22 protein-coding genes and 1 pseudogene are annotated in these 23,572 nt (G+C 70.3%); 12 read left to right on the forward strand and 11 right to left on the reverse strand.

Annotated features, from left to right (window positions below; translation table 11 throughout):
* The first annotated feature begins 33 nt into the window (after nucleotides 1–33).
* Genes QA861_RS16335 through QA861_RS16345 form a run of 3 tightly spaced genes read left to right on the forward strand, consistent with a single transcriptional unit; the run spans nucleotide 34 to nucleotide 1,760 of the window.
* A complete protein-coding gene (locus QA861_RS16335) occupies nucleotides 34–441 on the forward strand; it encodes a hypothetical protein (protein WP_334589049.1) in 408 nt (135 codons plus the stop codon).
* Between the two features lie 5 nt (nucleotides 442–446).
* The gene (locus tag QA861_RS16340; RefSeq protein WP_334590587.1) at nucleotides 447–983 is read left to right on the forward strand and encodes a thiol-disulfide oxidoreductase DCC family protein; all 537 of its coding nucleotides are present in this window, start codon (nucleotides 447–449) and stop codon (nucleotides 981–983) included.
* A gap of 9 nt (nucleotides 984–992) precedes the next feature.
* Nucleotides 993–1,760: a TetR family transcriptional regulator gene (locus QA861_RS16345; RefSeq protein WP_334589050.1), complete on the forward strand. Its 768-nt coding sequence runs from the start codon at nucleotides 993–995 to the stop codon at nucleotides 1,758–1,760.
* Between the two features lie 30 nt (nucleotides 1,761–1,790).
* Here QA861_RS16345 and QA861_RS16350 read toward each other — a convergent pair whose 3' ends face one another.
* Both QA861_RS16350 and QA861_RS16355 read right to left on the reverse strand, forming a co-directional pair.
* Entirely contained in the window at nucleotides 1,791–3,347 is a 1,557-nt protein-coding gene (locus tag QA861_RS16350) for an ABC transporter substrate-binding protein (RefSeq protein WP_334589051.1), read from the reverse strand.
* 137 nt (nucleotides 3,348–3,484) lie between these two features.
* The gene (locus QA861_RS16355; RefSeq protein WP_334589052.1) at nucleotides 3,485–3,715 is read right to left on the reverse strand and encodes a hypothetical protein; all 231 of its coding nucleotides are present in this window, start codon (nucleotides 3,713–3,715) and stop codon (nucleotides 3,485–3,487) included.
* Nucleotides 3,716–3,768: 53 nt separating this feature from the next.
* Here QA861_RS16355 and QA861_RS16360 point away from each other — a divergent pair, with 53 nt between their 5' ends.
* The gene (locus QA861_RS16360) at nucleotides 3,769–4,176 is read left to right on the forward strand and encodes a hypothetical protein (protein WP_334589053.1); all 408 of its coding nucleotides are present in this window, start codon (nucleotides 3,769–3,771) and stop codon (nucleotides 4,174–4,176) included.
* A gap of 16 nt (nucleotides 4,177–4,192) precedes the next feature.
* On the opposite strand, the gene QA861_RS16365 is transcribed toward QA861_RS16360, so the two are convergent.
* Nucleotides 4,193–5,593, reverse strand: a complete 1,401-nt coding sequence (locus tag QA861_RS16365; RefSeq protein ID WP_334589054.1) for a metallophosphoesterase — start codon at nucleotides 5,591–5,593, stop codon at nucleotides 4,193–4,195.
* Nucleotides 5,594–5,692: 99 nt separating this feature from the next.
* Nucleotides 5,693–6,079 carry an SCO4848 family membrane protein gene (locus QA861_RS47395; RefSeq protein ID WP_503461745.1) on the reverse strand — a complete coding sequence of 129 codons (387 nt, stop codon included), beginning with the start codon at nucleotides 6,077–6,079 and terminating at the stop codon, nucleotides 5,693–5,695.
* Here QA861_RS47395 and QA861_RS16375 point away from each other — a divergent pair.
* Nucleotides 6,027–7,337 (forward strand): D-alanyl-D-alanine carboxypeptidase family protein, encoded by a 1,311-nt coding sequence (locus QA861_RS16375; protein WP_334589056.1) that lies wholly within the window; start codon nucleotides 6,027–6,029, stop codon nucleotides 7,335–7,337. The two genes, QA861_RS47395 and QA861_RS16375, sit on opposite strands and share 53 nt — an antisense overlap.
* Nucleotides 7,338–7,613: 276 nt before the next feature.
* Here the strand turns inward: QA861_RS16375 and QA861_RS16380 are convergent, their stop codons facing one another.
* From QA861_RS16380 to trpS, 3 genes are all read right to left on the reverse strand, one after another.
* Nucleotides 7,614–8,471, reverse strand: a complete 858-nt coding sequence (locus QA861_RS16380; protein WP_334589057.1) for a YihY/virulence factor BrkB family protein — start codon at nucleotides 8,469–8,471, stop codon at nucleotides 7,614–7,616.
* A gap of 39 nt (nucleotides 8,472–8,510) precedes the next feature.
* The gene (locus QA861_RS16385) at nucleotides 8,511–9,089 is read right to left on the reverse strand and encodes a 2'-5' RNA ligase family protein (protein WP_334589058.1); all 579 of its coding nucleotides are present in this window, start codon (nucleotides 9,087–9,089) and stop codon (nucleotides 8,511–8,513) included.
* 174 nt (nucleotides 9,090–9,263) lie between these two features.
* The gene (gene trpS, locus QA861_RS16390; protein WP_334589059.1) at nucleotides 9,264–10,277 is read right to left on the reverse strand and encodes a tryptophan--tRNA ligase; all 1,014 of its coding nucleotides are present in this window, start codon (nucleotides 10,275–10,277) and stop codon (nucleotides 9,264–9,266) included.
* Nucleotides 10,278–10,361: 84 nt separating this feature from the next.
* Here trpS and QA861_RS16395 point away from each other — a divergent pair, with 84 nt between their 5' ends.
* The gene (locus QA861_RS16395) at nucleotides 10,362–10,544 is read left to right on the forward strand and encodes a hypothetical protein (RefSeq protein ID WP_334589060.1); all 183 of its coding nucleotides are present in this window, start codon (nucleotides 10,362–10,364) and stop codon (nucleotides 10,542–10,544) included.
* Between the two features lie 151 nt (nucleotides 10,545–10,695).
* Here QA861_RS16395 and QA861_RS16400 read toward each other — a convergent pair whose 3' ends face one another.
* The 3 genes from QA861_RS16400 to QA861_RS16410 form a co-directional block, all read right to left on the reverse strand.
* Nucleotides 10,696–12,159, reverse strand: coding sequence for a glycine hydroxymethyltransferase (locus tag QA861_RS16400; protein ID WP_334589061.1), 1,464 nt, complete (start codon nucleotides 12,157–12,159; stop codon nucleotides 10,696–10,698).
* Between the two features lie 250 nt (nucleotides 12,160–12,409).
* Nucleotides 12,410–13,648 carry a glutathionylspermidine synthase family protein gene (locus QA861_RS16405; protein WP_334589062.1) on the reverse strand — a complete coding sequence of 413 codons (1,239 nt, stop codon included), beginning with the start codon at nucleotides 13,646–13,648 and terminating at the stop codon, nucleotides 12,410–12,412.
* A gap of 8 nt (nucleotides 13,649–13,656) precedes the next feature.
* A complete protein-coding gene (locus QA861_RS16410; protein WP_334589063.1) occupies nucleotides 13,657–14,028 on the reverse strand; it encodes a hypothetical protein in 372 nt (123 codons plus the stop codon).
* Between the two features lie 142 nt (nucleotides 14,029–14,170).
* On the opposite strand from QA861_RS16410, the gene QA861_RS16415 reads away from it, so the two are divergent.
* The gene (locus tag QA861_RS16415; RefSeq protein WP_334590588.1) at nucleotides 14,171–15,007 is read left to right on the forward strand and encodes a hypothetical protein; all 837 of its coding nucleotides are present in this window, start codon (nucleotides 14,171–14,173) and stop codon (nucleotides 15,005–15,007) included.
* A gap of 153 nt (nucleotides 15,008–15,160) precedes the next feature.
* Here the strand turns inward: QA861_RS16415 and QA861_RS16420 are convergent, their stop codons facing one another.
* Nucleotides 15,161–15,940, reverse strand: a complete 780-nt coding sequence (locus tag QA861_RS16420; RefSeq protein WP_334589064.1) for a DUF3050 domain-containing protein — start codon at nucleotides 15,938–15,940, stop codon at nucleotides 15,161–15,163.
* Between the two features lie 188 nt (nucleotides 15,941–16,128).
* Between QA861_RS16420 and QA861_RS16425 the strand changes: the two genes are divergently transcribed.
* The 5 genes and pseudogenes from QA861_RS16425 to QA861_RS16445 all read left to right on the forward strand — a co-directional run bounded on the left by QA861_RS16425 (nucleotide 16,129) and on the right by QA861_RS16445 (nucleotide 23,556).
* On the forward strand, nucleotides 16,129–16,761 hold the full coding sequence (locus tag QA861_RS16425) for an antibiotic biosynthesis monooxygenase (RefSeq protein ID WP_334589065.1): 633 nt from the start codon (nucleotides 16,129–16,131) through the stop codon (nucleotides 16,759–16,761).
* Nucleotides 16,762–16,806: 45 nt separating this feature from the next.
* Complete coding sequence (gene pabB, locus QA861_RS16430; RefSeq protein ID WP_334589066.1) at nucleotides 16,807–19,083, forward strand: aminodeoxychorismate synthase component I; 2,277 nt, start codon at nucleotides 16,807–16,809, stop codon at nucleotides 19,081–19,083.
* The gene (locus QA861_RS16435) at nucleotides 19,080–20,684 is read left to right on the forward strand and encodes an AMP-binding protein (protein ID WP_334589067.1); all 1,605 of its coding nucleotides are present in this window, start codon (nucleotides 19,080–19,082) and stop codon (nucleotides 20,682–20,684) included. The genes pabB and QA861_RS16435 overlap by 4 nt, the downstream gene beginning before the upstream one ends.
* A gap of 62 nt (nucleotides 20,685–20,746) precedes the next feature.
* Nucleotides 20,747–22,321, forward strand: a pseudogene (locus QA861_RS16440) (class I adenylate-forming enzyme family protein); the annotation flags it as partial.
* Nucleotides 22,318–23,556, forward strand: coding sequence for an FAD-dependent monooxygenase (locus QA861_RS16445; RefSeq protein ID WP_334589069.1), 1,239 nt, complete (start codon nucleotides 22,318–22,320; stop codon nucleotides 23,554–23,556). The pseudogene QA861_RS16440 and the gene QA861_RS16445, both read left to right, overlap by 4 nt.
* The last annotated feature ends 16 nt before the right edge of the window (nucleotides 23,557–23,572 follow it).

Here is a 23,572-nt window from a genome sequence, read left to right on the forward strand (position 1 = left end):
TCGTTCAAGGAGCACGGGGACAAGGACTAAGACATGGACCTCACAGTCGTCGCATACGTCATCTACCTGCTGGTCAGCGTCGCGTTGACCGTCTGGGTGGCCCGCACCCTCAGTACCAACGGGCGGGTCTTTCTCGCCGATGTGCTGCGTGGGAACGAGAAGCTCGCCGATGCCGTCAACCATCTGCTCGTCGTCGGCTTCTATCTCGTCAACCTCGGGTTCGTCGCCCTCTATCTGAGCGGGGACGGGGACATCGGCAGCACCCGGGAGGTGTTCGAGGCGCTCTCCACCAAGCTCGGGGTCGTGCTGCTGGTGCTCGGTGTCATGCATCTCGCCAACGTGTTCGTGCTCAGCAAGATCCGTCGGCGCGGTGTCATGGAGCGGGAGCAGGTACCGCCCGTCGCGCCGCAGGGCTGGGTCGCCCCCACTGTCGGGGCGTGAGCACGATGAGCCACCTGAACGCGGTGGGGCCGGGGGACACCACCGCCCGCGCGGACCGGGATGCCACGGGGGGCGTCCCGGTCCGCCGGCTCACCGTCCTGTACGACGCCGACTGCGCGCTGTGCACCTTCGTGCGCGGCTGGCTCGTACGGCAGCCGCAGTTGGTGCCGCTGGCGATGGTTCCGGCGGGTTCGCCGCGGGCTCGGGAGCTCTTCCCCGGCCTCGATCACGCCGCCACCCTCGACGACATCACCGTCGTCGGGGACTCCGGGCAGATCTATCGCGGCACCGGTGCCTGGGTCGTCGTGCTGTGGGCGTTGCGTGAGTACCGGCCGCTCGCCCACCGGTTCGCCACCCCGGCCGGGGCCCGGCTCGCCAAGGGTGCCGTGCTCGCCGCAGCCAAGTGGCGCGGGAGCCAGTGGGGCACCGACAGGAGTGGGCGCCCGGTGTACCGGCGGGCGGACGGATGGTCGTACGACCCACGGTTCGGGTGGGTCCACAGCCCGCCCGGCTGTGACAGTGGCACCTGCTCCACTGGTTAGGCTCGTTCCGTGCCAGCAGCGAAAGACAGCCCCGAGTCGCCCGAGTCCGCCGAGCCCTCCACGCGTACTCCCGCCAAGAGTGAGCAGACCCGTGCGCTGATCCTGGAGACGGCCATGCGGCTGTTCAAGGAACGCGGGTACGAGAAGACGACCATGCGGGCCATCGCTCAGGAGGCCGGTGTCTCCGTCGGCAACGCGTACTACTATTTCGCCGGCAAGGAGCACCTGATCCAGGGCTTCTACGACCAGCTCGCCCGCGACTACCAGGTGGTCGCGCGGGAGGTCCTGGACCGGGAGACCGACCTGGAGGCCCGGCTCGCCGGGGTGCACCGGGCCTGGCTCGATGTGGCCGCTCCGTACCACGAGTTCGCCGTGCAGTTCTTCAAGACCGCCGCCGACCCGAACAGTCCGCTCAGCCCCTTCTCCCCCGAGTCGGAACACGCGCGCACGCAGGCCATCGAGGTGCACCGGGAAGTGCTCGCCGGGTCGAAGGCGAAGGTGCCCGAGGAACTCCGGGACATTCTGCCCGAGTTGATGTGGCTGTCCCAGATGGGCATGGTCATGTACTGGATCTACGACCGTACGGAGGGTCGTGAGCGCACCTACCGGCTCGCCGGGCGCGGCGCCCGGCTGACCGCGCGCGGAGTGACCCTGGCCCGTTTCCGGGTGCTGCGCCCGCTGGTCCGCGAGGTCCACGACCTGTTCAGCGACTTCCTGCCGGGGATGACCAACGCCCTTCCCGTACCCGAGCGGCGGGATGACGAGAAAGGTGGCTGAGTAGGTTCCACGCTCCTCGGACGGTCGGCGTCAGATCCAGTCGAGGCTCCAGAGGCGGAAGACCCCGGTGCCGTCCGAGAGGTACTGGCCGCCGCTGACGTCCTCGCTGCTGACCGTGTACTCCTTGCGCTGCCACAGCGGGATCACGGGCACGTCCTGGGCGATCAGTTGCTGGAGTGCGCGGAAGTCCTGGGCGGCGCGATTGCGGTCGGCGTACCGGCGGCTGTCCAGGATCAGCCGGTCCACCTTCTTGTTGCTGTACTCGTTCTTCATGCTGTTCCCGGTGCCGACCAGTGGGCCGGTGAAGGTGTCCGGGTCGGGGAAGTCGGCGACCCAGCCGACGGCGTAGGCGTCCAACTTCCCTGCCGCGTAGCGCTTTTGGTAGTCGGTCCACTCGTAGCCCTTGACGGTGACCTCGAACAGGCCGCCCTTCTCCAGTTGCCGCTTGAGCAGGGCCGCCTCCTCGGCGGCGGCGCCGCGCCCCTTGGCGTAGCCGTAGGTGAAGCGGACGGGGAGCTTCACGCCTGCCTCGGTGAGCAGGTCGCGGGCCTGGGTGACGCTGGGCTCGGGGTAGTCGTCGAAGAACGAGGTGGTGTGGCCGGTGAGGCCTGCCGGGATCAGTGAGTAGAGGGGGGCGGCCGTCCCCTTGTAGACCGTGGCGGCGAGTTCCTCCCGGTTGACCAGCCAGGCCAGGGCGCGGCGGACGAGCGGGTCGTGGAGGGGGGAGTCCGCGCGGAGGTTGAGGACGAGGTTGCGGGTCTCGGCGCTGTCGTTCTCGACGACCTGCTGGCCGGGGTCGCTGGGCGAGAGGCCGGCGAGGACTGCGGGCGGCAGCTGACGGGTTGCGACGTCGATCCGCTTGGCCTTCCACCCCTTGTCGAGGGCCGGCGGATCGGCGTAGTAGCGCAGGTGGATGGGGCGGCCGGTGCTCTTCACGGCGCCCTTGTAGTGGTCGTTGGGTTCGAGGAGGGCCTGCTTCTCCTTCGTATACGTCTTCAGGAGGTACGGTCCGGTGCCGTCGGCGCCGTTGTCGGTGCGCAGGCCGCTCTTGGGGTAGCGCTCGTGGTCGACGATCGCGCCGGCTCCGGTGGCCACCTTGAACGGGAAGGTGGCGTCGGGCGAGTTGAGGTGGAAGGTGACCGTCAGGCCCTTGGCGTCGACCGAGGCGAGGGTGCCGAGCAGGGACGCGGGGCCGACGTCGGTGTTGATGCGCTTGACGCGTTCGAAGGAGAACTTCACGTCCTCGGCGGTCATCTTCCGGCCGCTCGGAAAGGCGAGGTCGTCGCGCACGACGCAGACGTAGGTGCGCAGGTCGGAACCCTTGAAGTCACAGCTCTTCGCCGCGTCCTCGATGGGGGCCGTGCCGTCCGCCCGGTAGGTCAGCAGGGTCTGGAAGACGTTGCTGAACAGGGCCCAGGAGCCGGCGTCGTAGGCGCCGGCCGGGTCGAGGGAGGTCACGGCGTCGGTGGTGCCGACGGTGATCGTCCTGCCGTGGTCGGATCCTTTCGGCATCAACTGCCAGCCGACCGCGCCCGCTGCCGCCACAATGAGCAGCGCCGCGAGAATCCGCATGCGTACCGAGCGCATCGGTGTGCCTCCCCAGGCCCCCTGCCGCAGGCGACTCCCCTGTGGCGGTGATCACCTAAGCACAGGTGTTTCGTGTGGGGGAAGGGACTTCTTGCGAGATGGGAAAGACGTTACCGACGCCCTGTTGCCGACCGGTTTCAGACCTCGTCCAGTGCCGCTCGCACATGGCGCTCCAAGGTACCCGCAATCGCCCAACTCGCCCCGCCGTCAAGGCGTTTCCAGCTACTCGTCGGCCGGCAGGTGATGACGGCGACGGCCCTGCCCTCGGTGACGGCGAGATCGATGGACACCTGGACCTGAGGCCCGTACGGCGTCCTGCAGATCAGGGAGACCTTTCCGTGCCCCAACTCCAGCACCTCGGCGACCACAGGGGTCTGCGCCTTCTTGATGGTGTGCGGGGTGCTGTCGACGGGCCGGCGTCTTGCCGCCGACCGTGGCCGTCTCCGAGGCGACGGTGACCGTGGTGTCGTCGACCGCGGTCGCCGAGGAGGTGAGGGTCCAGGTCGCGGCGGCGGTGGCCGCCTTGGTGAGGACGGTGACGTCCGCGTCGTCGTTCTTCAGCGTGAAGGTGGTGCCGGTGAGCGAGCCCGTCAGGGTCAGGGACCCCGCGCCGGTCTGCGGTTCCCAGCCGCCGCCGCTGGTCGCGGTGAACGCGACCGAACCGCCGTCCGCGCCGATCCCGCCGGAGTCGATGGTGCGCGCGTACAGCGTGTGCCAGCCGTTGGCCGGGTTGATGCTGCTGGTCTGCGTGTCGCCGCCGGTGCCGTTGGTGGTGTCGAGCTTCTTGCCGGGCAGGGACGCGTCGTCCAGGCCCCACCTCGACCCGTGATCTTCACTGGGTGTGATCAGGCCTGTCTGGACGCCAGTTCCACGACGGTGATGTCCGACGGCGCCCCCACGCGCGTGGGCGGACCCCAGGCGCCTGCGCCCCGGGAGACGTACAACTGCGTGTCGCCGTACCGTTCCAGACCCGCGAGAGTGGGGTTGGCGAGGTCGGCGACGAAGTTGCCGGGCCACAGCTGGCCGCCGTGGGTGTGGCCGGAAAGCTGCAGGTCGACGCCGTGCTCGACGGCGTCATGGATCTGCACCGGCTGGTGGGCCAGCAGCACGCTCGCCCGTGAGGTGTCCCGGCCGCCGAGCGCCTTGGTGAAGTCGGGGCCCTGGCCCTCGCTCTCCCCGGCGAGGTCGTTGACCCCGGCGAGGTCGAAGGCGGGCAGTTCGACGCGGGCGTTCTCCAGCAGGCGCAGACCGAGCCGCCGTACCTCCTCGACCCACTGTTCGGCGCCGGAGAAGTACTCGTGGTTCCCCGTCACGAAGAACGCGCCGTGCCGCGCCCGGAGTTGGGCGAGGGGGGCGGCGGCCGGGCCGAGGTCCTTGACGCTGCCGTCGACCAGGTCACCGACGACGGCGATCAGATCGGGCTGGGTCGAGTTGATCGTGTCGACGACCTTCTGCGCGAAACCCCGGCCGAGTACGGGCCCGAGGTGGATGTCGCTGACGACGGCGATCCTGAACCCGTGGGCGCCGCGCGGCAGTTTGGCCAGCGGCACGGTGACGCGCTTCACGCGGGGGCCGCGCAGGACGCCGTACGTGCCGTAGCCGACGGTCCCGGCGGCCACGGCGGCGGCCGAGCCGGCGACCACCCGGGAGACGAAGAGACGCCGGGAGGGCGCGACGAGGAGACGGGGTACAGCCGGGGCGCGGGGGGCGGCGGTACCTGGAGTCCCGGGGGTCCCGGGGGTCCCGGGGGTGCCGGGCGTGCCGGGGGTGCCGGGCGTGTCGGGCGTGTCGGGGGTGCCGGGCGTGTCGGGGGTGTCGGGGGTGTCCGTGGCCCCCTTGGCGGCTTCCGGGCTCTCGGGTGCCCCCGCCGGGACGGTCTCCGTCTTCCGAAGCCGCAGGGGCGGTACGGGAGCCCGGGCCGGCCCGCGCCGCTCCAGGAAGCGTCGCAGCAGCGGCCGTACGACCTCGCCCGCGATCAGGGCCAGCACCAGATACATGAACAGGGCGAGCCACAGGAAGCCCGGCCAGGCCAGCGTGCGCTGGAGCCAGAAAGGCGCGCCACCGCGCTCGGCGGCCAGGGCCGCGACCATCATCACGGGCAGGGCGACGAACACGACCGTGCCGGCCCGGCGGGCGAGGCCAGGGCCCGCTGTCGTGTCGCGCACCAGACGGCGCCAGACATACCAGTGCAGACCGACAAGAGCGGCGAGCGCCGCGAGCCCGGCGAGCAGAAAGACGATGACCATGCGGGTGTGTCTCCCGTTGTTGCGGGTGTCTCCCGTTATCGGGGGTGTGGCTCGCGTTATTGGGGGGTGTGGCTCCCGTTATCGGGGGTGCGTCTCCCGTTACGAGGTCTGACGCAAAGCGCGCAGTCCGCGCAACCCGATGCCCCCGACGACCGTCCCCAATACGAAGGAGACGACCGCGAGCACCAGATGCACCCAGAAGTACGCCGTCGGGCTGCCGGCGTCGTCGAACGCGAGCCCGCTGCCGTCCTTGACCAGATTCTTGATGAAAGTGACCCAGATGACCCAGCTCCACACCCCGAAGGCGAGCAGGAACCAGGAGACGGGGCGGCTGAGCTTCATGAGGCCAGTATCGCCGCCGTCCTCCGGGTCCTTCGGCCGGGGTGGGCAGGGCGGTACGACTTCCCGGGCCGGTACATGTACGTTCTCGATCGTGCCCGCCTCGAAAAAGACCGCCAAGCGCTCCTTGCTGGTCACCTCCGCCACCCTGCTGTCCGCCGCGCTGATCGCGCCCGTACCCGCGTTCGCGGCTCCCAAGCCGACGCCGAGTGCCACGCCGTCGGTGACTCCCCCGGCGAAGATGTCGAGCGTGGGCGGGGAGCGGCTCGGCCTGGCCGGGACGCAGGTGAACCTCTCCGACGGGGTGCCGGTGATCCCCAAGGACATCAGCGCCCGCTCGTGGATCGTCTCGGACGCCGAGTCCGGGGATGTGCTCGCCTCCCACAACGCGCACTGGCGGCTGCCCCCGGCCAGCACGCTGAAGATGCTGTTCGCCGACACCGTGCTGCCCAAGTTCCCGAGGACGCTGAAGCACAAGGTCGCGCCCGCCGATCTGGCGGACGTCGGCGCCGGGTCCAGCATGGTCGGCATAAAGGAGAAGGAGACGTACACGGTCCATGACCTGTGGCTCGGTGTCTTCCTGCGCTCCGGCAACGACGCGGTGCACGTGCTGTCCCACATGAACGGCGGCGTCGCGGCCACGGTCAAGGAGATGAACGAGCACGCCGAGGAGCTCCAGGCCCTCGACACGAACGTGGTCAGCCCGGACGGCTACGACGAGAAGGGGCAGGTGTCGTCGGCGTACGACCTGACGCTGTTCGCGCGCTCGGGGCTGCAGAAGAAGGACTTCCGCGAGTACTGCTCGACCGTTTCGGCCAAGTTCCCGGGCGAGACGAAGAAGAACAAGCAGGGCAAACCGGTGCGCGGGTCCTTCGAGATCCAGAACACCAACCGGCTGCTCGCCGGTGACTCGGACATCTCCGTGTACCAGGGCATCGCGGGGGTGAAGAACGGCAACACCACCAACGCGGGCGCCACGTTCACGGGGGTCGCCGAGCGGGGCGGCAAGGTGCTGCTGGTCACGGTCATGAACCCGGAGAAGGCCGAGCACAACGAGGTCTACAAGGAGACCGCCCAGCTGCTCGACTGGGGTTTCCGGGCCGCCGGGAAGGTGCAGCCGGTGGGCGAGCTGGTCGCTCCCAAGGGCGCGACGGAGTCGGCCGAGCCCGCGGGCTCCGGCGACGAGTCCGGAGAGGCGGGTGGCGGCTCCGGCGACGGGTCCGCCACGGGCGGCTCCTCCGCGTCGCCGGTCGCGAACGCGTCCACCGCGTCCGAAGCCGACGGGCGCGGGATGGGCGTCGCGCTCGGGATCGCCGGGGGTGTGCTGGTGCTGCTGGCCGGGGCCGCGTTCCTGGTCAACCGACGGTGGCCCCTGCCGGAGCTGGTACGACGCCGTCAGCGGTGAGGCCGGGGTGGGCCGGGGTTTGTTTCGCCCCCGCCGCCCCTACCCGTCCCATCCTCGGGGGCTGCGCCCCCGAACCCCCCTTCGCGCTGAACGCGCTCGTCCTCAAACGCCGGACAGGCTGGGAGGTGCGGGGGTGCGCTGGACAGATGCGGCAAACAGGCGGCGGAACCGGCTCGATCTGTGCACGCCGGCACGGCTGAGACACCTGGGCCCGCGCTGGACAGAGACAGCAAACGGGTGGGCGGGCGGGAAACGTGACCTGGGCTGAAGCCGCGTTCACCCCTCGCTCTCCGGACGGGTCGCCGTCCACGACGCGCAGAACAGCACCAGCTTCGACGTCAGGTTGATCCACAGCAACAGAGCGACAGGGACGCCGAACGCGCCGTACATACTCTTCGCCGCCACGCCCTGCATATAGCCGCTCAGCAGCAACTTCAGCAGCTCGAACCCCGCCGCACCCATCAGCGCGGCGACGACCAGCCGGCGCCGGGTCGGCTCCACGCCGGGCAGCAGGGTGAGGACGTACAGGAGCAGCAGGAAGTCGGCGAGTACGGCGACGGCGAACGCGGCGAGGCGCAGCAGGACCGCACTCCAGCCGGCCTCGTCGATGCCGAGTCCCCGTGCCACCCGGCCGACCGCCGCCGAGGCGACGGTGGACGCGGCGATCGTGACGAGGACGGCCCCGCCGAGCCCGACCAGCACCCCGGTGTCCTTGACCTTGCGCAGGACGGGGTTCCCCTCGTCCTCGGGCACCTCCCACACCGCCCGCAGACACTCCCGCATCGAGCCGACCCAGCCGATGCCGGTGATCAGCAGCACGGCGCCGGCGATCACCCCGATCGTGCCGGCGTTCTGGACGAGACCGTTGATGTCCAACTGCTCGGAGATGCCGGGCACCTGCTCGGAGAGCTTGTCCTGCAACTCGTTCTGCCGACTGGTGCTGAGGGTGGCGGCGGCGATCGCGGCGGCCACGGTGAGCAGCGGGAACAGTGCGACGAAGCTGATGAAGGTCATCGCCGCGGCGAGACGCGACCACTTCACCCGGTCGAGTCGCTCGTACGACCGCCATACGTGTGTGGCGGTCAGGCGGACGACGATCCGTCCGACGCCGGGGAGCTTCTTCAGCCAGTCCATAGTGAGCTTGTACCCTGCGGGCGCCGGATCCTCGTCGTTCTACCTGGTCGGAAGCGGGCCGCGCTCCACATGGGCGGCCTGCGGCGGCACGACGGTCCCGCCGAAGGTGAACTCGCGCAACTTGCGCCACACCGCGTCGGGCCCCTGCTCGTAGAGCGCGAAGCCGGTGCAGGGCCAGGCGGCCTCGTAGTCGGCGAGTTCCGCGTAGGCGCGGTCCATCGCCTCCTCGGCGATGCTGTGCGCGACCGTCACATGCGGGTGGTACGGGAACTGCAGTTCGCGCGCCACGGGTCCGGAGGCGTCCCGGACCTGCTTCTGCAGCCAGGTGCAGGCCTCCGCGCCCTCGACGATCTGGACGAACACGACGGGCGACACCGGCCGGAAGGTGCCGGTTCCGGAGAGCCGCAGCGGGAACGGCCGGCCCGCGGCGGCCACCTCGACGAGGTGTGCCTTGATGGCGGGCAGCGCCTCGGAGTCGACTTGCGTGGGCGGCAACAGGGTGACGTGGGTGGGGATACCGTGCGCAGCGGCGTCGCCGAAGCCCGCACGCCGCTCCTGGAGCTGGCTGCCGTGGGGCTCCGGGACCGCGATCGACACACCGATCGTTACGGTCCCCACGTCGTCTCCTGTTCGTCGTCTCGGTGTTGCTCATATCGGCTGTTGCTCGTACCGGTCGGCTATCGACTGTACGGCCACGGCGGGTCTGCGGGCAGGCGCAACCGTAGTGATGTGCAGCGCTCTGGTGCCGCTTCGTGCGCCGTGCGGTGGTACAGGTACCCAGGCGACTTCGGATCAGTGCTTGGCGGGCAGGAAGCCGACTTTTCCGTAGGCCTGGGCGAGGGTCTCCGCGGCGACGGCCCGTGCCTTCTCCGCGCCCTTGGCGAGGATCGAGTCGAGCGTCTCCGGGTCGTCCAGATACTGCTGGGTGCGCTCCCGGAACGGCGTCACGAAGTCGACCACGACGTCGGCGAGGTCCACCTTCAGCGCACCGTAGCCCTTGCCGTCGTATTTCCGCTCAAGTTCGGCGATGTCCGTGCCGGTGAGGGTGGAGTAGATGCCGAGCAGGTTGCTGATGCCGGGCTTCTCCTCGCGGTCGAAGCGGATCACGGTGTCCGTGTCCGTGACCGCGCTCTTGACCTTCTTGGCGGTGGTCTTCGGGTCGTCGAGGAGGTTGATGAGGCCCTTGGGCGTGGACGCCGACTTGCTCATCTTGATCGACGGGTCCTGAAGGTCGTAGATCTTCGCCGTCTCCTTCAGGATGTACGGCTTCGGGATCGTGAAGGTCTCGCCGAAGCGGCCGTTGAAGCGCTCGGCGAGGTCACGGGTCAGCTCGATGTGCTGGCGCTGGTCCTCGCCGACCGGCACCTCGTGCGCCTGGTAGAGCAGGATGTCGGCGACCTGGAGGATCGGGTACGTGAACAGCCCGACGCTCGCCCGGTCGGCACCCTGCTTGGCGGACTTGTCCTTGAACTGGGTCATCCGGGACGCCTCGCCGAAACCGGTGAGGCAGTTCATGATCCAGGCGAGCTGGGCGTGCTCGGGGACATGGCTCTGGACGAACAGCGTGCAGCGGTCCGGGTCGAGCCCGGCGGCGAGGAGCTGGGCGGCGGCCAGTCGGGTGTTGGCCGTGAGCTCCTTCGGGTCCTGCGGGAGCGTGATCGCGTGCAGGTCCACGACCATGTAGAACGCGTCGTGGGATTCCTGCAGGGCCACCCACTGGCGCACGGCACCGAGGTAGTTGCCGAGGTGGAACGAGCCTGCGGTGGGCTGGATTCCGGAGAGCACGCGGGGACGGTCAGAGGCCATGTTCACCATTCTCTCAGGTCTCGGGGCCCGGTCCGGTACGGGTAGGGACACGGGTCGACCACCGATCGGAAACAGCGTCGGACAATGAGACGAGGAACACAGGAGGGCTCGGCCGGTACGGGGCGTGCGGGGGCCGGGGACGAACTCCGGTGGGCGGCGGCGGGGCTGGCCGTGGGGCTGGGGATCGGCGCCGGGGGCGCGCTGCTGACGCGACGAACGGCGGACCGGCGTGAGGCCGGGCCGCCGCAGGGGCTGATCGACCTGTGACGTCGGCCTGCCCGCCCGGGACCTGGGCCGACAAAGGCCGATCAACTGCCGACGCGACGAACGGCGGACCGGCGTGAGGCCGGGCCGCCGCAGGGGCCACGCCAGGAACTGGCCGACCTGTGAGGGGCGACCCGCCCGTCCGCGGTCGGGGTCAGCCGAGGTCGATCTCCGGGTACAGCGGGAAGCCGGCGACCAGGTCGGTCGCGCGGCGGGAGATCTCGTCGGAGAATTTCGCGTCCAGGACGTGGGACGCCTTGGAGGTGGCGCCCGACTTCGTGGTGCCCGGCTCGGCGGCGGTGAGGACGCGGTCGATCAGGCCGGCCACCTCGTCCATCTCCGCCGTGCCCAGGCCCCGCGTGGTGAGGGCGGGGGTGCCGATGCGGATGCCCGACGTGTACCAGGCGCCGTTCGGGTCGGCCGGGATGGCGTTGCGGTTGGTGACGATGCCCGAGTCGAGGAGCGCGGTCTCCGCCTGGCGGCCCGTGAGGCCGTAGGACGAGGCGACGTCGATCAGGTTGAGGTGGTTGTCGGTGCCGCCGGTGACGAGGGTGGCACCCCGGCTCATCAGGCCCTCGGCGAGTGCGCGGGCGTTGTCGACGATGCGCTGGGCGTAGTCCTGGAAGGCGGGCTGCCGGGCCTCGGCGAGGGCGACGGCCTTGGCGGCCATGACGTGCGGGAGGGGACCGCCGAGGACCATCGGGCAGCCTCGGTCGACCTGGTCCTTGAGCGAGTCGTCGCAAAGGACCATGCCGCCGCGCGGGCCGCGCAGGGACTTGTGCGTGGTGGTCGTCACGATCTGGGCGTGCGGAACCGGGTCGAAGTCGCCGGTCAGGACCTTGCCCGCGACCAGACCCGCGAAGTGGGCCATGTCGACCATGAGCGTCGCGCCGACCTCGTCGGCGATCTCACGCATGATCCGGAAGTTCACCAGGCGGGGGTACGCGGAGTAGCCCGCGACGATGATCAGCGGCTTGAAGTCACGGGCCGACGTACGCAGCGCCTCGTAGTCGATGAGGCCGGTCGCCGGGTCGGTGCCGTAGGAGCGCTGGTCGAACATCTTGCCGGAGATGTTCGGGCGGAAGCCGTGGGTGAGGTGGCCGCCGGCGTCCAGGGACATGCCGAGCATGCGCTGGTTGCCGAAGGCCTGGCGCAGCTCGGCCCAGTCGGCGTCGGAGAGGTCGTTGACCTGGCGGGCGCCGGTCTTCTCCAGGAACGGGACCTCGACACGGTCGGCGAGGACGGACCAGAACGCGACGAGGTTGGCGTCGATGCCGGAGTGCGGCTGGACGTAGGCGTGCCGGGCGCCGAAGAGCTCGCGGGCGTGCTCGGCGGCGAGGGACTCGACGGTGTCGACGTTGCGGCAGCCGGCGTAGAAGCGGCGGCCGATCGTGCCCTCGGCGTACTTGTCGCTGAACCAGTTGCCCATGGCCAGGAGGGTGGCCGGGGAGGCGTAGTTCTCGGAGGCGATCAGCTTGAGCATCTCGCGCTGGTCGGCGACTTCCTGGCCGATGGCGTCGGCGACGCGCGGCTCGACGGCGCGGATCACGTCGAGGGCGCTGCGGAAGGCGGTGGATTCGGTGGAGAGGTGCTCGGTGTTGAGGGGCTCGGCTGACATGGGGACCTCCGGACGTGGCGTTCGGCGTTCACGGCTCGGCCCAGGCGCACGGCACTCACTCACGGACCCCGGCAACGGGTTGCGACGGTCCTGGGGCCGCTTCCCGATGGTCGGTCCCATCCCAGCGCGCCAGTCACGGCCCGCCGGTCAGCCTACCGGGCAGGCCGGAGGGCCGAGCCGCGCTGTCCACCATGCGAGCGACGCCACCCGCACGGGTGTCAGCGGGAGCGTCGGAGGTCCTCGGAGGGCGTCAGAGGATGACGTGGGGCAGGAAGCGGGCGTACTCGTCCGTGATCAGGCCGGCCGACTCACGGATACCGAGGCCCGCCGACTCGTCCTCGACGACCCAGGCGCCGAGGACGACGTGGTTGCCGTCGAAGGTGGGCAGGGGCGCCAACTCCTGGTAGCAGCAGGGGTTTTCGGGGCCGGGTACGGCGGGGGAAGCGAGGGCGGATGCGGGCGTGGTGCCCCGCTCGTGGACCGTCACGCCGGCGCCCTCGCGGCCCAGCAGCGGCTTGGCGACGTAGCCGGTGGTGTGTGCCAGCTCCCGGGGGCCGTCCAGGTAGGCGGGGAGGAGGTTGGGGTGGCCCGGGTGGAGTTCCCAGAGGATGGCGAGGAGGGCCTTGTTGCTGAGGAGCATCTTCCAGGCCGGTTCGATCCACAGGGTGCTGCCCGTGCCGCCGCCGTTGTCCAGGGTGTCGAGGACGTGGCCGGCGAACTCGTCGGCGGTGAGCCACTCCCACGGGTAGAGCTTGAAGCAACTGCGGATGAACCGGAGTTGGTTGTCGACGAAACGGCCCGAGAGCGGGTCCCAGCCGATCTCCTCCATGGCGATCCACTCGGTGTCCAGCCCCGCCGTCTCCTTCAGATACGCGACGGTCATCAGGTCCTCGCCGATCTCGTCGGCGGCGGAGTGCGCGAAGTGGAGAGGGCTGCCGGGCGGAAGGAGGGCCGCCTGCTTCTTCCAGGCGGCGACGAGGCGTTCGTGGAGGGAGTTCCACTGGTCGGCGCCGGGGAAGCGGTCCTCCATCCAGAACCACTGTGGGGCGGCGGCCTCGACGAGGGAGGTGGGGGTGTCCGCGTTGTACTCGATGAGCTTCGCGGGGCCCGTCCCGTCGTAGCGGAGGTCGAACCTGCCGTAGACGGAGGGGAGTTCGGCCCGGCGGTGCCAGGCCTCGGCGACCGCTTCCGCGATGCGCGGGTCGGTGATGCCGAGGTCGGCGAAGCGGTTCGCGGTGACGATGTGGTCGGCCGCCGCGAGGCACATGGCGTGGAGTTCCTCGACGGTCTCCTCCAGCGCCTCCACCTCGGGGAGCGAGAAGACGTAGTACGCGCTCTCGTCCCAGTAGGGGCGCAGGGAGTCGTCGGGGATGGGGGTCCCCCCGGTCGAGCGAAGCCGAGACTGGGGGAGGGTGAGCGGGTAGATGAGCCCCTGCTCCTCGACGGTCCGCTGCCAGTCGGGGCGGGGCTCGATCGTGCGGCGCCGCATGTCGGGGCTCAGCCGCCCGAACTGCTGTCGCCGCCGCCGAAGCCGCCGCGGTGGACGCCGGTGCCGCTGCGGTCGTCGTCGCTGCTCCCGGAACCGCCGCCGCTCTCACCGGACTTGGTGAACGAGCCGCCCTTCACCCAGCCCGACTTCTTCTTGCCGCCGTAGTAGTGGGCGCCGTTGACGGCCGTGGTGGTCTTGCAGTTCTTCTCGGCGACGACCTTGTAACCCTTGGCGGCGCGGTAGCTGTCGCGGTCGACGCAGCGCTTGTCGGGGTCGTCGGAGGAGCAGGCGGTGAGGGCGGCGGCGAGCAGGCCCATGCCGCCGAGGACGACGGTTCCCGAGCGGAGCTGTCCGCGCGTTCTTCTGCTGGCGTCGGCCATGTCGTGTCTCCCCGTTGGCGTTTCGCAGTTTTTCGTGCAGTTTTCCGTGCAGTTTAAGGATCGTCCGAGGAGCATGTCGGCCTGCCCCCCTGCTCCTCCCGCCCGTACCTCTCCCGCCTAGAGTCACTTTGTGCTCTTTGGAATGGTGTGCGCGCTCAGCGCGGCGGTCTGCTTCGGTACGGCGACGGTGTTGCAGGCGGTGGCCGCGCGCGCGGCGACGGCCGGAACCGACCCGGCCGGGGGCGGTGGTCCGGGTGACGACGCGGCGTTGTTGCTGCGGGCGTTGCGGCAGTGGCGGTACATCGCCGGACTGGCCCTGGACGGGCTCGGCTTCGTCTTCCAGATCGCCGCCCTGCGGTCCCTTCCGATCTACGCCGTCGGCGCGGCGCTTGCCGCGAGTCTCGCCGTCACCGCGGTGGTCGCCGCCCGGCTGCTGCGTGTGCGTCTGAGCGGGGTGGAGTGGGCCTCGGTGGGGGTGGTGTGCGCCGGGCTGGGAATGCTGGGGCTGGCGTCGGGCACGGAGGGGGACCGTGCGGGGACGGACACGCTGAGGTACGCGATGCTCGCGACCGGCGTGGGCGTGCTGGTCCTGGGTCTGCTGGGCGGGAGGTTGCCGGAGCGGGGACGGGGGCTGGCGCTCGGGTTGGCGGCCGGGTTCGGGTTCGGGGTGGTCGAGGTGTCGGTGCGGCTCATCGATGACGTGTCGGTGGGGGCGCTGGTGAGCAACGCGGCGGTGTACGCGCTGGTGGTGGGAGGCGGGGCGGCGTTTCTGGCGCTCACGTCGGCGTTGCAGCGGGGGGCTGTGACCGTGCCGACGGCGGGGATGGTGATCGGGGAGACGATCGGGCCCGCGCTGATCGGGGTGGTGTGGCTGGGGGACCGTACCCGGGAGGGGCTGGGGTGGCTGGCGGTCGCGGGGTTCGCGGTCGCCGTGGTGGGGGCGTTGGCGTTGGCCCGGTTCGGTGAGGCGCCGGAATAGGTCACGCCCCCGGCGCCCTTACCCGTCCCGTCCCGTTCCTGGGGGCTGCGCCCCCAGACCCCCCACCGCGCTGAAGGCGCTTGTCCTCAAACTCCCCCAGAGGGGGACCCCCGGACGGGCTGAAGGGGTGGGCCGGCGGGGAGAAGGCCCGGTTCACCCCATCGCGCCGACCACCCCGTCCCACAACCGCACCCTCGCCTCCAGGGCGTCCGTCGCCGTCTCCGCCGCCTCCGCCCAGTGGGTGTCGCTCGTACCGCACAGGTCCGCGACCATCTGCATCGCCATGGGCGTGTGCTGCTCGCCGTCGACCTCGATGTGGCGGGAGAGGTAGTCGCGGAACAGGGGGAAGCTGTCGGTGCCCTCCTCCTTGATCACCTGGTCGAACATGTCCGGGATCAGATCCTCGCGGGAGAAGGCGAAGGCCGCGGCCCGGCAGTGCAGTGGACGGTCCTTGATGATCTCGAACGTGGCGCGGACGAACTCGGCTGCGGGAGCGGGGACTTGGGCGACCCGTAACGCCGAGTCCACGTCGTGCCCCTCCCCCACCAGGGCGATGAACGTGTCGATACGGGACGTGTCCGCCGTCGCCTCGCTCATGCCGGCCCGGTAGAGCTCGAAGTGGCTGGTGAAGCCGCCGTTCAGCTCGTCGCTCTCCTCCACGAGCACGATGTCGTTGATGAGGCGCCGGCTCACCTCCGACCCGCGCGGCACCCAGGGGACGTCGACACAGGTCAGCTCGCGCTGCAGCGACTTGAGCAGGGACATGAAGTCCCACACCGCGAAAACATGGTGTTCCATGAACGTCGCCAGGTGTTCCCTGGTGTTTATCAGCTGGTAAATCGGGTGAGCGGTCACTTCTTTACGCACCGGTTCGATCACGGACCGGGCCCGTTCGATTCCCTCGTGGGTCATATCCCAGTCGTACCTGGACATGAAATCTCCCTCGCGTCGGTCGAATGGCGATCGTGCAGCTATTCCACCCTCCTGGGCAAGCCCTTTCCTGAATTCCGGGAAAGTTACCCCGAGTATCACTGAAAGAACCCCGAAAGCCGCCCTAAAGCCTGATAAAAACCAACCTTCCGGACATCCGGGAGGAGATTTCGAAAATCTTCGTTGAATATTTGAGCGCGACCGGTTCCTGCTGCGTATACGACGGGGTGACCAGGAATCCCGTCACCGTCACGGTGGCGTATCAAGTGATCCCGGGCCGCGAGACCGAGTTCCACTCCTGGGGGTGGGCCGTGCTGCGTGCGAGTGCGCGTGAGCCGGGATTTCTAGGGGGTGGTGTGCTTGTCGACGGAGAGGCTGAGTGGCATGTGGTCTACCGCTTCGACAGCGAGAGTACGGCCCTGGCCTGGGAGAACTCCGCCAGTTGGGCTCAGTGGGGAGCCAGGGTCGAGGGGCTCGCCCGGGAGACCGGGCGTCGTAGCGTCCAGGGATCGAGGGTGTGGTTCGACTCCCAGGCCGACTCACCGCCGGCCGCCGCAGCGCCCACTCCACCGCGTCCCCCGGACAAGTGGAAGCTGTGGTTCGTGAATATGAGCGCGGTTTTTCCACCCGTGCTCATATTCAATCTGACCATTCTCCCGTTCCTCGGCGGCGTCAATCCGCTCATTCGCACTTTATTGCTCTGTCTGGCCGTGACGGCACTCGTCACCTGGATTCTCATGCCGCGCCTTCAGCGCTTTTTCAAGAAATGGCTGTATCCGCCGCTCCAGGCACTTCGTGGACGGCACAAACGGCGTACCGCCTGACGACGGCCTGAACGACGGCATGAACGATGCAAGGGAGGTGGGCGGGTGAAGACCCTGCTCATCGACAATTATGACTCGTACACGTACAACCTGTTCCAGCTGATCGCGGAGGTCAACGGCGAGGAGCCGTCGGTGATCCGCAACGACGCGCTGACCAGCAGAGTCGACAGTCTGCTGGAATTCGACAAGTTCGACAACGTGGTCGTCTCCCCGGGACCCGGGCACCCCGCCACCCCCCGCGATTTCGGGATCAGCGCACGTGTACTGGCCGAGTCCCGGATACCCGTCCTGGGCGTCTGCCTGGGCCATCAGGGCATCGCGCTCGGCGAGCGCGGCGGGATCGAGCCCGCCCCTGAGCCCCGCCACGGGTATCTCTCGACGATCCGGCACGACGAGCGGGACCTCTTCAAGGGCCTGCCGCAGAACTTCACCGCCGTGCGCTACCACTCCCTCGCCGTGCGCGAGCCGCTGCCCGACACCCTTGAGGCCACCGCCTGGGCCGAGGACGGCGTGCTGATGGGCCTGCGGCACCGAACGCGCCCCCTGTGGGGAGTGCAGTTCCACCCGGAGTCGGTCCTGACCGAGTACGGACGCCGCATGCTCATGAACTTCCGCAACCTCACGGCGGAACGCGCCCGCAAGCTCCGTGCCAAGAACACGGCCGTCACCCGTACCGCGGCCGCGATGCCCGAGTTCTCCTCCCCGGTGCTCGTCCCCCGGACCACCCGTGTTCCCGCCCAGCGCCGCTCCCCCCAGCAGCGTCCCACCCACCGTCTCCACACCCGCCGGATCGCCACCGCCGTGGACACGGAGGCCGCGTTCGGCCGGATGTACGCCGGCTCGCCGCGCGCGTTCTGGCTGGACAGTTCGCAGGTCGAGAAGGGGCGGTCACGGTTCTCGTTCTTCGGGGACGGGTCCGGCCCGCTCGCCGAGTTCGTGCGCTACGACGTCACGAGCGGCGTCTGTGAGATCGAGCGGGACGGACGGCCGACACGCAAGGTCAGGGCGAGCGTCTTCGACTACCTGAAGCGGCAGTTGACGAACCGTCATGTCGACGCCACCGGCCTGCCGTTCGACTTCACCGGCGGCTACGTCGGCTACTTCGGGTACGAGACGAAGGCCGACTGCGGAGCCTCGCCCAACGTCCACCGGGCCCAGACCCCGGACGCCTGCTGGCTGTTCGCCGACCGGCTGATCGCGGTCGACCACCAGGAGGGCTACACGTACGCGGTCTGTGTCGCCGAGGACACTCCGCAGGCCACACTGGAGGCCGCCGACTGGCTCGACAGCGCCTTGGCCCAGCTCTCCTTCGTGTCCGGGGAACAGCCGTCGCCGCCCGTACCGGCCGCCGAGCCGGACCTCGCCGCCGCCGAACCGTGGCTGGTGCGCGACCGGGCCACCTATCTCGCCGACATCGCGGCCTGCCGACGGGAGTTGACGGCCGGCACGAGTTACGAGGTCTGTCTGACCAACGCCGCGCGGATGCCGGCCCCGCGGGACGCGTACGACTACTACCGGGTCCTGCGCCGGGTCAACCCGGCTCCGTACTCGGCCTTCCTTCGGTTCGGGGACCTCGATGTGGCCGGCTCCTCCCCCGAGCGGTTCCTGCGGATCACCCGGGACGGCATGGCCGAGGCAAGGCCCATCAAGGGCACCGCCCCGCGCGGCCACGAACCGGCGGAGGACGACCGGCTCCGCGACTCGCTCGCCGCCGACGACAAGACGCGCGCCGAGAACCTGATGATCGTCGACCTGCTCCGCAACGACCTGGGCCAGGTCTGCCGCACCGGCACGGTCCGTGTCTCCCGGCTCATGGTCGCCGAGACGTACGCCACCGTGCACCAGCTCGTCTCCTACGTCGAGGGACGGCTGCGTGAGGGCACCGGCGCGGTCGACGCGGTCCGCGCCTGCTTCCCCGGCGGCTCCATGACCGGCGCGCCCAAGCTCCGCACGATGGAGATCATCGACTCGCTGGAGACCGAGGCCCGTGGCGTGTACTCGGGGGCCCTCGGCTATCTGGGATGCAGCGGCGGCGCCGATCTCAGCATCGTCATCCGGACTGCCGTGATCGCCGGCGACGAGATGCAGTTGGGCGCGGGCGGCGCGATCGTCCTCGGCTCGGACCCGGTCGCGGAGTACGACGAGATGCTGCTGAAGACGGCCGCACAGATGCGCGCCTACGAGGAGTACCAGCAGCGGCACGAGGGCGACCGGGCGCATGAGAAGTATCCGGAGCACCAGAAGTACCAGAGGTATTCGGAGTACCCGGAGTACGAGCGGTCCTCGTCGCTGTCGGCCGCCGCCGAGGAGGCCGCCCGATGACGACGCACCCGTCCACCACCACCGCTCCCCCCGCGCCCACATCCCTGTCCGCGCCCTTACCCCCCGATGCCGGCGCCCCCGGCAACCTCGCCGCCCATCTCGTCGCCCTCGCCGAGGGGCGCGGCTGGAGTGACCGGCCCGCCTTCCACCAGAGCCAGCAGGGGCACAGGTCCTGGACGCACGGGGAGGTGCACGACCTGGCCGCCCGTACGGCGACGGTGCTCGCCCGGCACGGGGTGGGCGCCGGCGACCGGGTGGTCCTCGCGCTGCCCGACGGCATCACCTGGGTGACCGCCTTCCTCGCCTTGGCCCGGCTCGGTGCCGTGGCCGTCCTGGTCAACCCCGAACTCCCGCCCACCGACCACGCGTTCATGACCGAGGACGCCGAGGCCGTGCTGTGCGTGACCGGACCGGGGCTGGAGGAGGCCGCCGGAGACGCGGGACGTTTCGCGGGCCGGCCCCTCCTCGGCGCCGACCAGCTCACCGCCCTCGCCCCCACCGCCGAACCGGCCACCGACGCCCACCCGGTGGACGCGCACACTCCCCTGTACGTGCAGTACACGTCCGGAACCACCGGGCGTCCCAAGGGAGTTGTGCACTGTCATGGCGACCCGAAGACCTACCACGACCTCATCGGGCACCGTCTGCTGCGGATAACCCAGGACGACGTCACCCTCTCCGTCTCCAAGCTGTACTTCGCCTACGGCTTCGGCAACGCCTTCGTCTTCCCGCTCTTCTCCGGCTCGTCGGCCGTCCTGGTCGACCGGCGTCCGGCCCCGGCCGCCGTCGACGAACTCGTGGCCCGGCACCGGGTGACGCTGCTCTACTCCGTGCCGTCCGCCTACGCGGCCCTGGTCGCCGACCGGGGCAACGGCCACCAGGCCTGCTTCGCCTCCGTACGGGCCGCCGTATCGGCCGGTGAGGGGCTGCCGGACGGGCTCGGGCAGCAGGTCGGTGAGCTGCTCGGCGCGCCGGTGCTGCAGCAGATCGGCTCGACGGAGGCCGGACACGCCTTCTGCGCCAACAGCCTCGACCACAACCACCCCGGCACGGTCGGTCGTCCCGTCCCCGGGTTCGAGGTCGAACTGCGGGACCGTGCCGGGCTTCCGTTGTCCGACGCCGAGGCCGCCGACGGAGGTGAGGGCGAACTCTGGGTGCGGGGACCCACGTTGACGAGCGGGTACCTCAACCGGCCCGACGAGAACGCCCGTTCACTGGTCGGCGGCTGGCTGGCGACCCGGGACCGGGCGGTGCGTGAACCGGACGGCAGCTACCGGCATCTGGGCCGCGCCGACGACATGGAGATGGTCGGCGGCATCACGATCTCGCCGCTGGAGGTGGAGGCCGTACTGCGCACCCACCCGGCGGTGCGGGAGATCGCCGTCGCCGCACTCACCGACGAGCGGGGCTTCAGCAGACTGCGTGCCTTCGTCGTCCCCGTCGGCCCGGCCAGGGCAGGGCTGGAGACCGAACTGATCGAGCTCGCCCGCGCCCGTCTCGCCGCTTTCAAGGTCCCCCGGAGCGTCAGCTTCGTCCCGTCGCTGCCTCGCACCTCGACGGGGAAGCTCCGCCGCCATCTGGTCCGCCAGGGCGCCTGGTGAACACGGGGACCGCCGCGACCACCAGCCGTACTTCAGAAGGGAACGGGCGCATGCCACAGCCGCAGCCCCTGCTCGCCGACCGCGGTTTCTATCTGGGCCCGATGTTCCGGCGGGCCGCCGACCGCCACGGAGCCGTCTTCGTCACCCTGGACCGTCCGCTCGACGTCAGCCCCGACCTCGGAGTCGATCTCAACTACACCCAACTGGCCGATGTGATCGAGGAGTTGTCGGCCCGGTTGTGGGCGGCCGGGGTGCGACCCTCGGAGCAGGTGGTCGTCCACAAGACGGACAACGTCGACATCGTGCTGCTGACCTGCGCCGTCTCCCGTATCGGCGCGGTCCCCGTGCTGCTCTCCCCCGGCCTCGCCGGACCGGTCGTCGGCCAGCTGCTGGCCCGTCTGCACCGCCCCTGGTTGCTCACCGACAGCGCCAAACTCACCGGCCCGCTGCGCGAGTTGGACATCTCCCCGCTGGTACGCCGGACTCTCGCCGTGAACGCCGACGCCGGCGCCGACGCGCCCGACGCCGAGCCGCTGGCGATGTACGCGGGTGCCGAACCCGCCGCCCCGGTCCGCCTCCACCCTCGCGAACCCGCCCTGATCACCCACAGCTCGGGCACCACCGGCATCCCCAAGCTCGCCGTGCACTGCGCGAACACCATGTGGAACCGTCTCGTACCGCAGCAGGCGATGGGCTGGCCCACACGCGGTGAGACGGCCGCGCTGCACATGTCGTTCGTGCACTCGCGCTTCTACCATCTCCTCGGCGTGCTCCTGCACTTCGGCAGCCCACTGCTCCTGATCACCGACCCGACCCCGGCCGCCGTGGGCCCGCTGCTCGCCCGCCACCGCCCGGGGATCGTCGAGACGCACCCCAACACCTTCGTCCTGTGGGAGGAGTTGGCGGACGCGCCGGGCCAACCCCTTTCGCGCGTACGGTCGTACGGCTCGACGTTCGACGCGATCCACCCCCGGACCGTACGACGATTGCTGAACGCCTCGAAGCGCCGTAGCCCCTGGCTGATCCAGCTGTACGGGCAGAGCGAGACCGGGCCCGTCGCCTTCCAGTGGTTCACCCGGCGCAGTGTCGCGAAGATGGACGGCCGCCGGGTCGGGATCGGGATACCCGGCTTCACCCGGGTCCGGGTCACGGACGACGACGGCAGGCCCGCCGCGCCCGGAAAGCCGGGGCGCATCGAGGCCCGTACACGCGGACGCATCCTCACCTACCTCGGGGCACGCGAGCAGTACCAGCGCCAGCTCGACGGCGGGGGATGGTGGCAGATGGGCGACATGGGCTACCGGAGCAGGCTCGGCGCGCTGTATCTCATCGACCGCGAGGTCGACCAGATCGACTCCGTGCACAGCAACCTGGAGGTCGAGGACACGCTGATGGACCGGCTGGAGGAGCTGCGCGAGGTCGTCATCGTGCCGGGCGCCGACCGTGAGCCGGTGCCCGTGGTCTGCGTACGGGACGAGCTGCCGTTGGACCCGGACCGCTGGCGCCAGGCGACCGCCGATCTGCCGACGATGGCCGAGCCCCGGCAGTGGCGGTTCGAGGAGCTGCCGATGACGGCGACGTGGAAGGTGAAACGGGTGGAGATCACCCGCATGCTGGCCGAGGGCGCGCGCGCATGACCTCCTCGGAGCAGGTGACGGGGCGGGTGACGGGGCAGGTACTGGTCGTCGGGGCAGGTCCCGTCGGTCTGTCCGCCGCCCTCGGGCTGCGCGCCCACGGACTGCCCGTCGTCGTCCTGGAGGCGGACCCCGAGGACCGTCAACGCCCGGGCAGCCGCGCCCTGTTCGTGCACCGCGAGACCCTGCGCCTGCTGGACGGGATGCGCCCGGGCCTGGCCGCCGAGTTCGCGTCGTACGGACGTACGTGGCACACCCGGCGCACGCTGTACCGGGGCCGCGAGGTCTACTCCCGCACCTTCCCCGAGCAGCCGAAGGCGTCCGCGACCACCCCGCCCTTCACCAGCCTGCGCCAGGTGGACACCGAGCGCTTCCTGCGCGCCGCCTGCCGGGACGCGGGCGTTCGGTTCGCGTGGGGCGTACGGGTGACGGGCGTGCGGTCCTCGCCGACCGGGGTCACCCTCACCGACTCCGACGGCGGCGTCTGGCACGGCACTTACGTCGTGGCGGCCGACGGCGCCCGTTCCGCCGTACGGGCGGAGCTGGGGATCACCATGGAGGGGACGCGCTCGGAGGGGTTCCATGTGGTCGTGGACGTCGCCGACATCCCCGGCGCCGAACTCCCCCTGGAGCGCGTCTTCCACTACGAACACCCGGGCGCGGGCGGCCGAAGCGTGATGCGGGTGCCGTTCACCGGCGGCTTCCAGGTCGACCTCCAGTGTCGCGACGACGACCCGCAGGAGGCGTACGGCACGGAGGAGGCCGTACGGAACTGGCTGCCGGGGGTGCTGGAGGCGCCCGGGTACGGGAACCAGATCCTGTGGGTGTCGACGTACCGCTTCCTGCGCAAGGTCGCGGACGCCTTCACCGACCGGCACCGGCGGGTACTGCTCGTCGGTGAGGCGGCGCATCTGTTCCCGCCGTTCGGGGCGCGCGGGATGAACAGCGGGATCGCGGACGCGGCCGCAGCGGCGGAGGCGATCGCGGCGGTGGCCAGGACGGGGCTGGTGGGAGCTGTCGCCGAGTTCGCCGAAGTACGGCATGCGGCGGCCGTGTTCAACAGCGCCGCCGCCGGCAACGCGCTGGACCACCTGCGGCCACGGCGCCGGATCGTCCGGGCCAAGCAGCGCGCGGCGGCGGCCCTCGCCCCGGTGCTGCCGTGGTGCGGATCGTGGCTGGAGCACGCACCCTACGGCCCCCGGACCGGGGCACCGGCGGTGGCGGGCCGCAAGTACTGACCGAGGTATCAGACGT

Source organism: Streptomyces sp. B21-083, assembly GCF_036898825.1.
GTDB lineage: Bacteria > Actinomycetota > Actinomycetes > Streptomycetales > Streptomycetaceae > Streptomyces.

Excerpts from the sequence above, each read along its gene's own strand:
- QA861_RS16335 (WP_334589049.1), top strand. The coding sequence starts at position 34 with ATGGACCTCACAGTCGTCGCATACGTCATCTACCTGCTGGTCAGCGTC.
- QA861_RS16340 (WP_334590587.1), top strand. The coding sequence starts at position 447 with ATGAGCCACCTGAACGCGGTGGGGCCGGGGGACACCACCGCCCGCGCG.
- QA861_RS16350 (WP_334589051.1), bottom strand. The coding sequence starts at position 3,347 with ATGCGCTCGGTACGCATGCGGATTCTCGCGGCGCTGCTCATTGTGGCG.
- QA861_RS16365 (WP_334589054.1), bottom strand. The coding sequence starts at position 5,593 with ATGGTCATCGTCTTTCTGCTCGCCGGGCTCGCGGCGCTCGCCGCTCTT.
- QA861_RS16380 (WP_334589057.1), bottom strand. The coding sequence starts at position 8,471 with ATGGACTGGCTGAAGAAGCTCCCCGGCGTCGGACGGATCGTCGTCCGC.
- trpS (WP_334589059.1), bottom strand. The coding sequence starts at position 10,277 with ATGGCCTCTGACCGTCCCCGCGTGCTCTCCGGAATCCAGCCCACCGCA.
- QA861_RS16395 (WP_334589060.1), top strand. The coding sequence starts at position 10,362 with ATGAGACGAGGAACACAGGAGGGCTCGGCCGGTACGGGGCGTGCGGGG.
- QA861_RS16400 (WP_334589061.1), bottom strand. The coding sequence starts at position 12,159 with ATGTCAGCCGAGCCCCTCAACACCGAGCACCTCTCCACCGAATCCACC.
- QA861_RS16405 (WP_334589062.1), bottom strand. The coding sequence starts at position 13,648 with ATGCGGCGCCGCACGATCGAGCCCCGCCCCGACTGGCAGCGGACCGTC.
- QA861_RS16410 (WP_334589063.1), bottom strand. The coding sequence starts at position 14,028 with ATGGCCGACGCCAGCAGAAGAACGCGCGGACAGCTCCGCTCGGGAACC.
- QA861_RS16415 (WP_334590588.1), top strand. The coding sequence starts at position 14,171 with ATGGTGTGCGCGCTCAGCGCGGCGGTCTGCTTCGGTACGGCGACGGTG.
- QA861_RS16420 (WP_334589064.1), bottom strand. The coding sequence starts at position 15,940 with ATGTCCAGGTACGACTGGGATATGACCCACGAGGGAATCGAACGGGCC.
- QA861_RS16435 (WP_334589067.1), top strand. The coding sequence starts at position 19,080 with ATGACGACGCACCCGTCCACCACCACCGCTCCCCCCGCGCCCACATCC.
- QA861_RS16445 (WP_334589069.1), top strand. The coding sequence starts at position 22,318 with ATGACCTCCTCGGAGCAGGTGACGGGGCGGGTGACGGGGCAGGTACTG.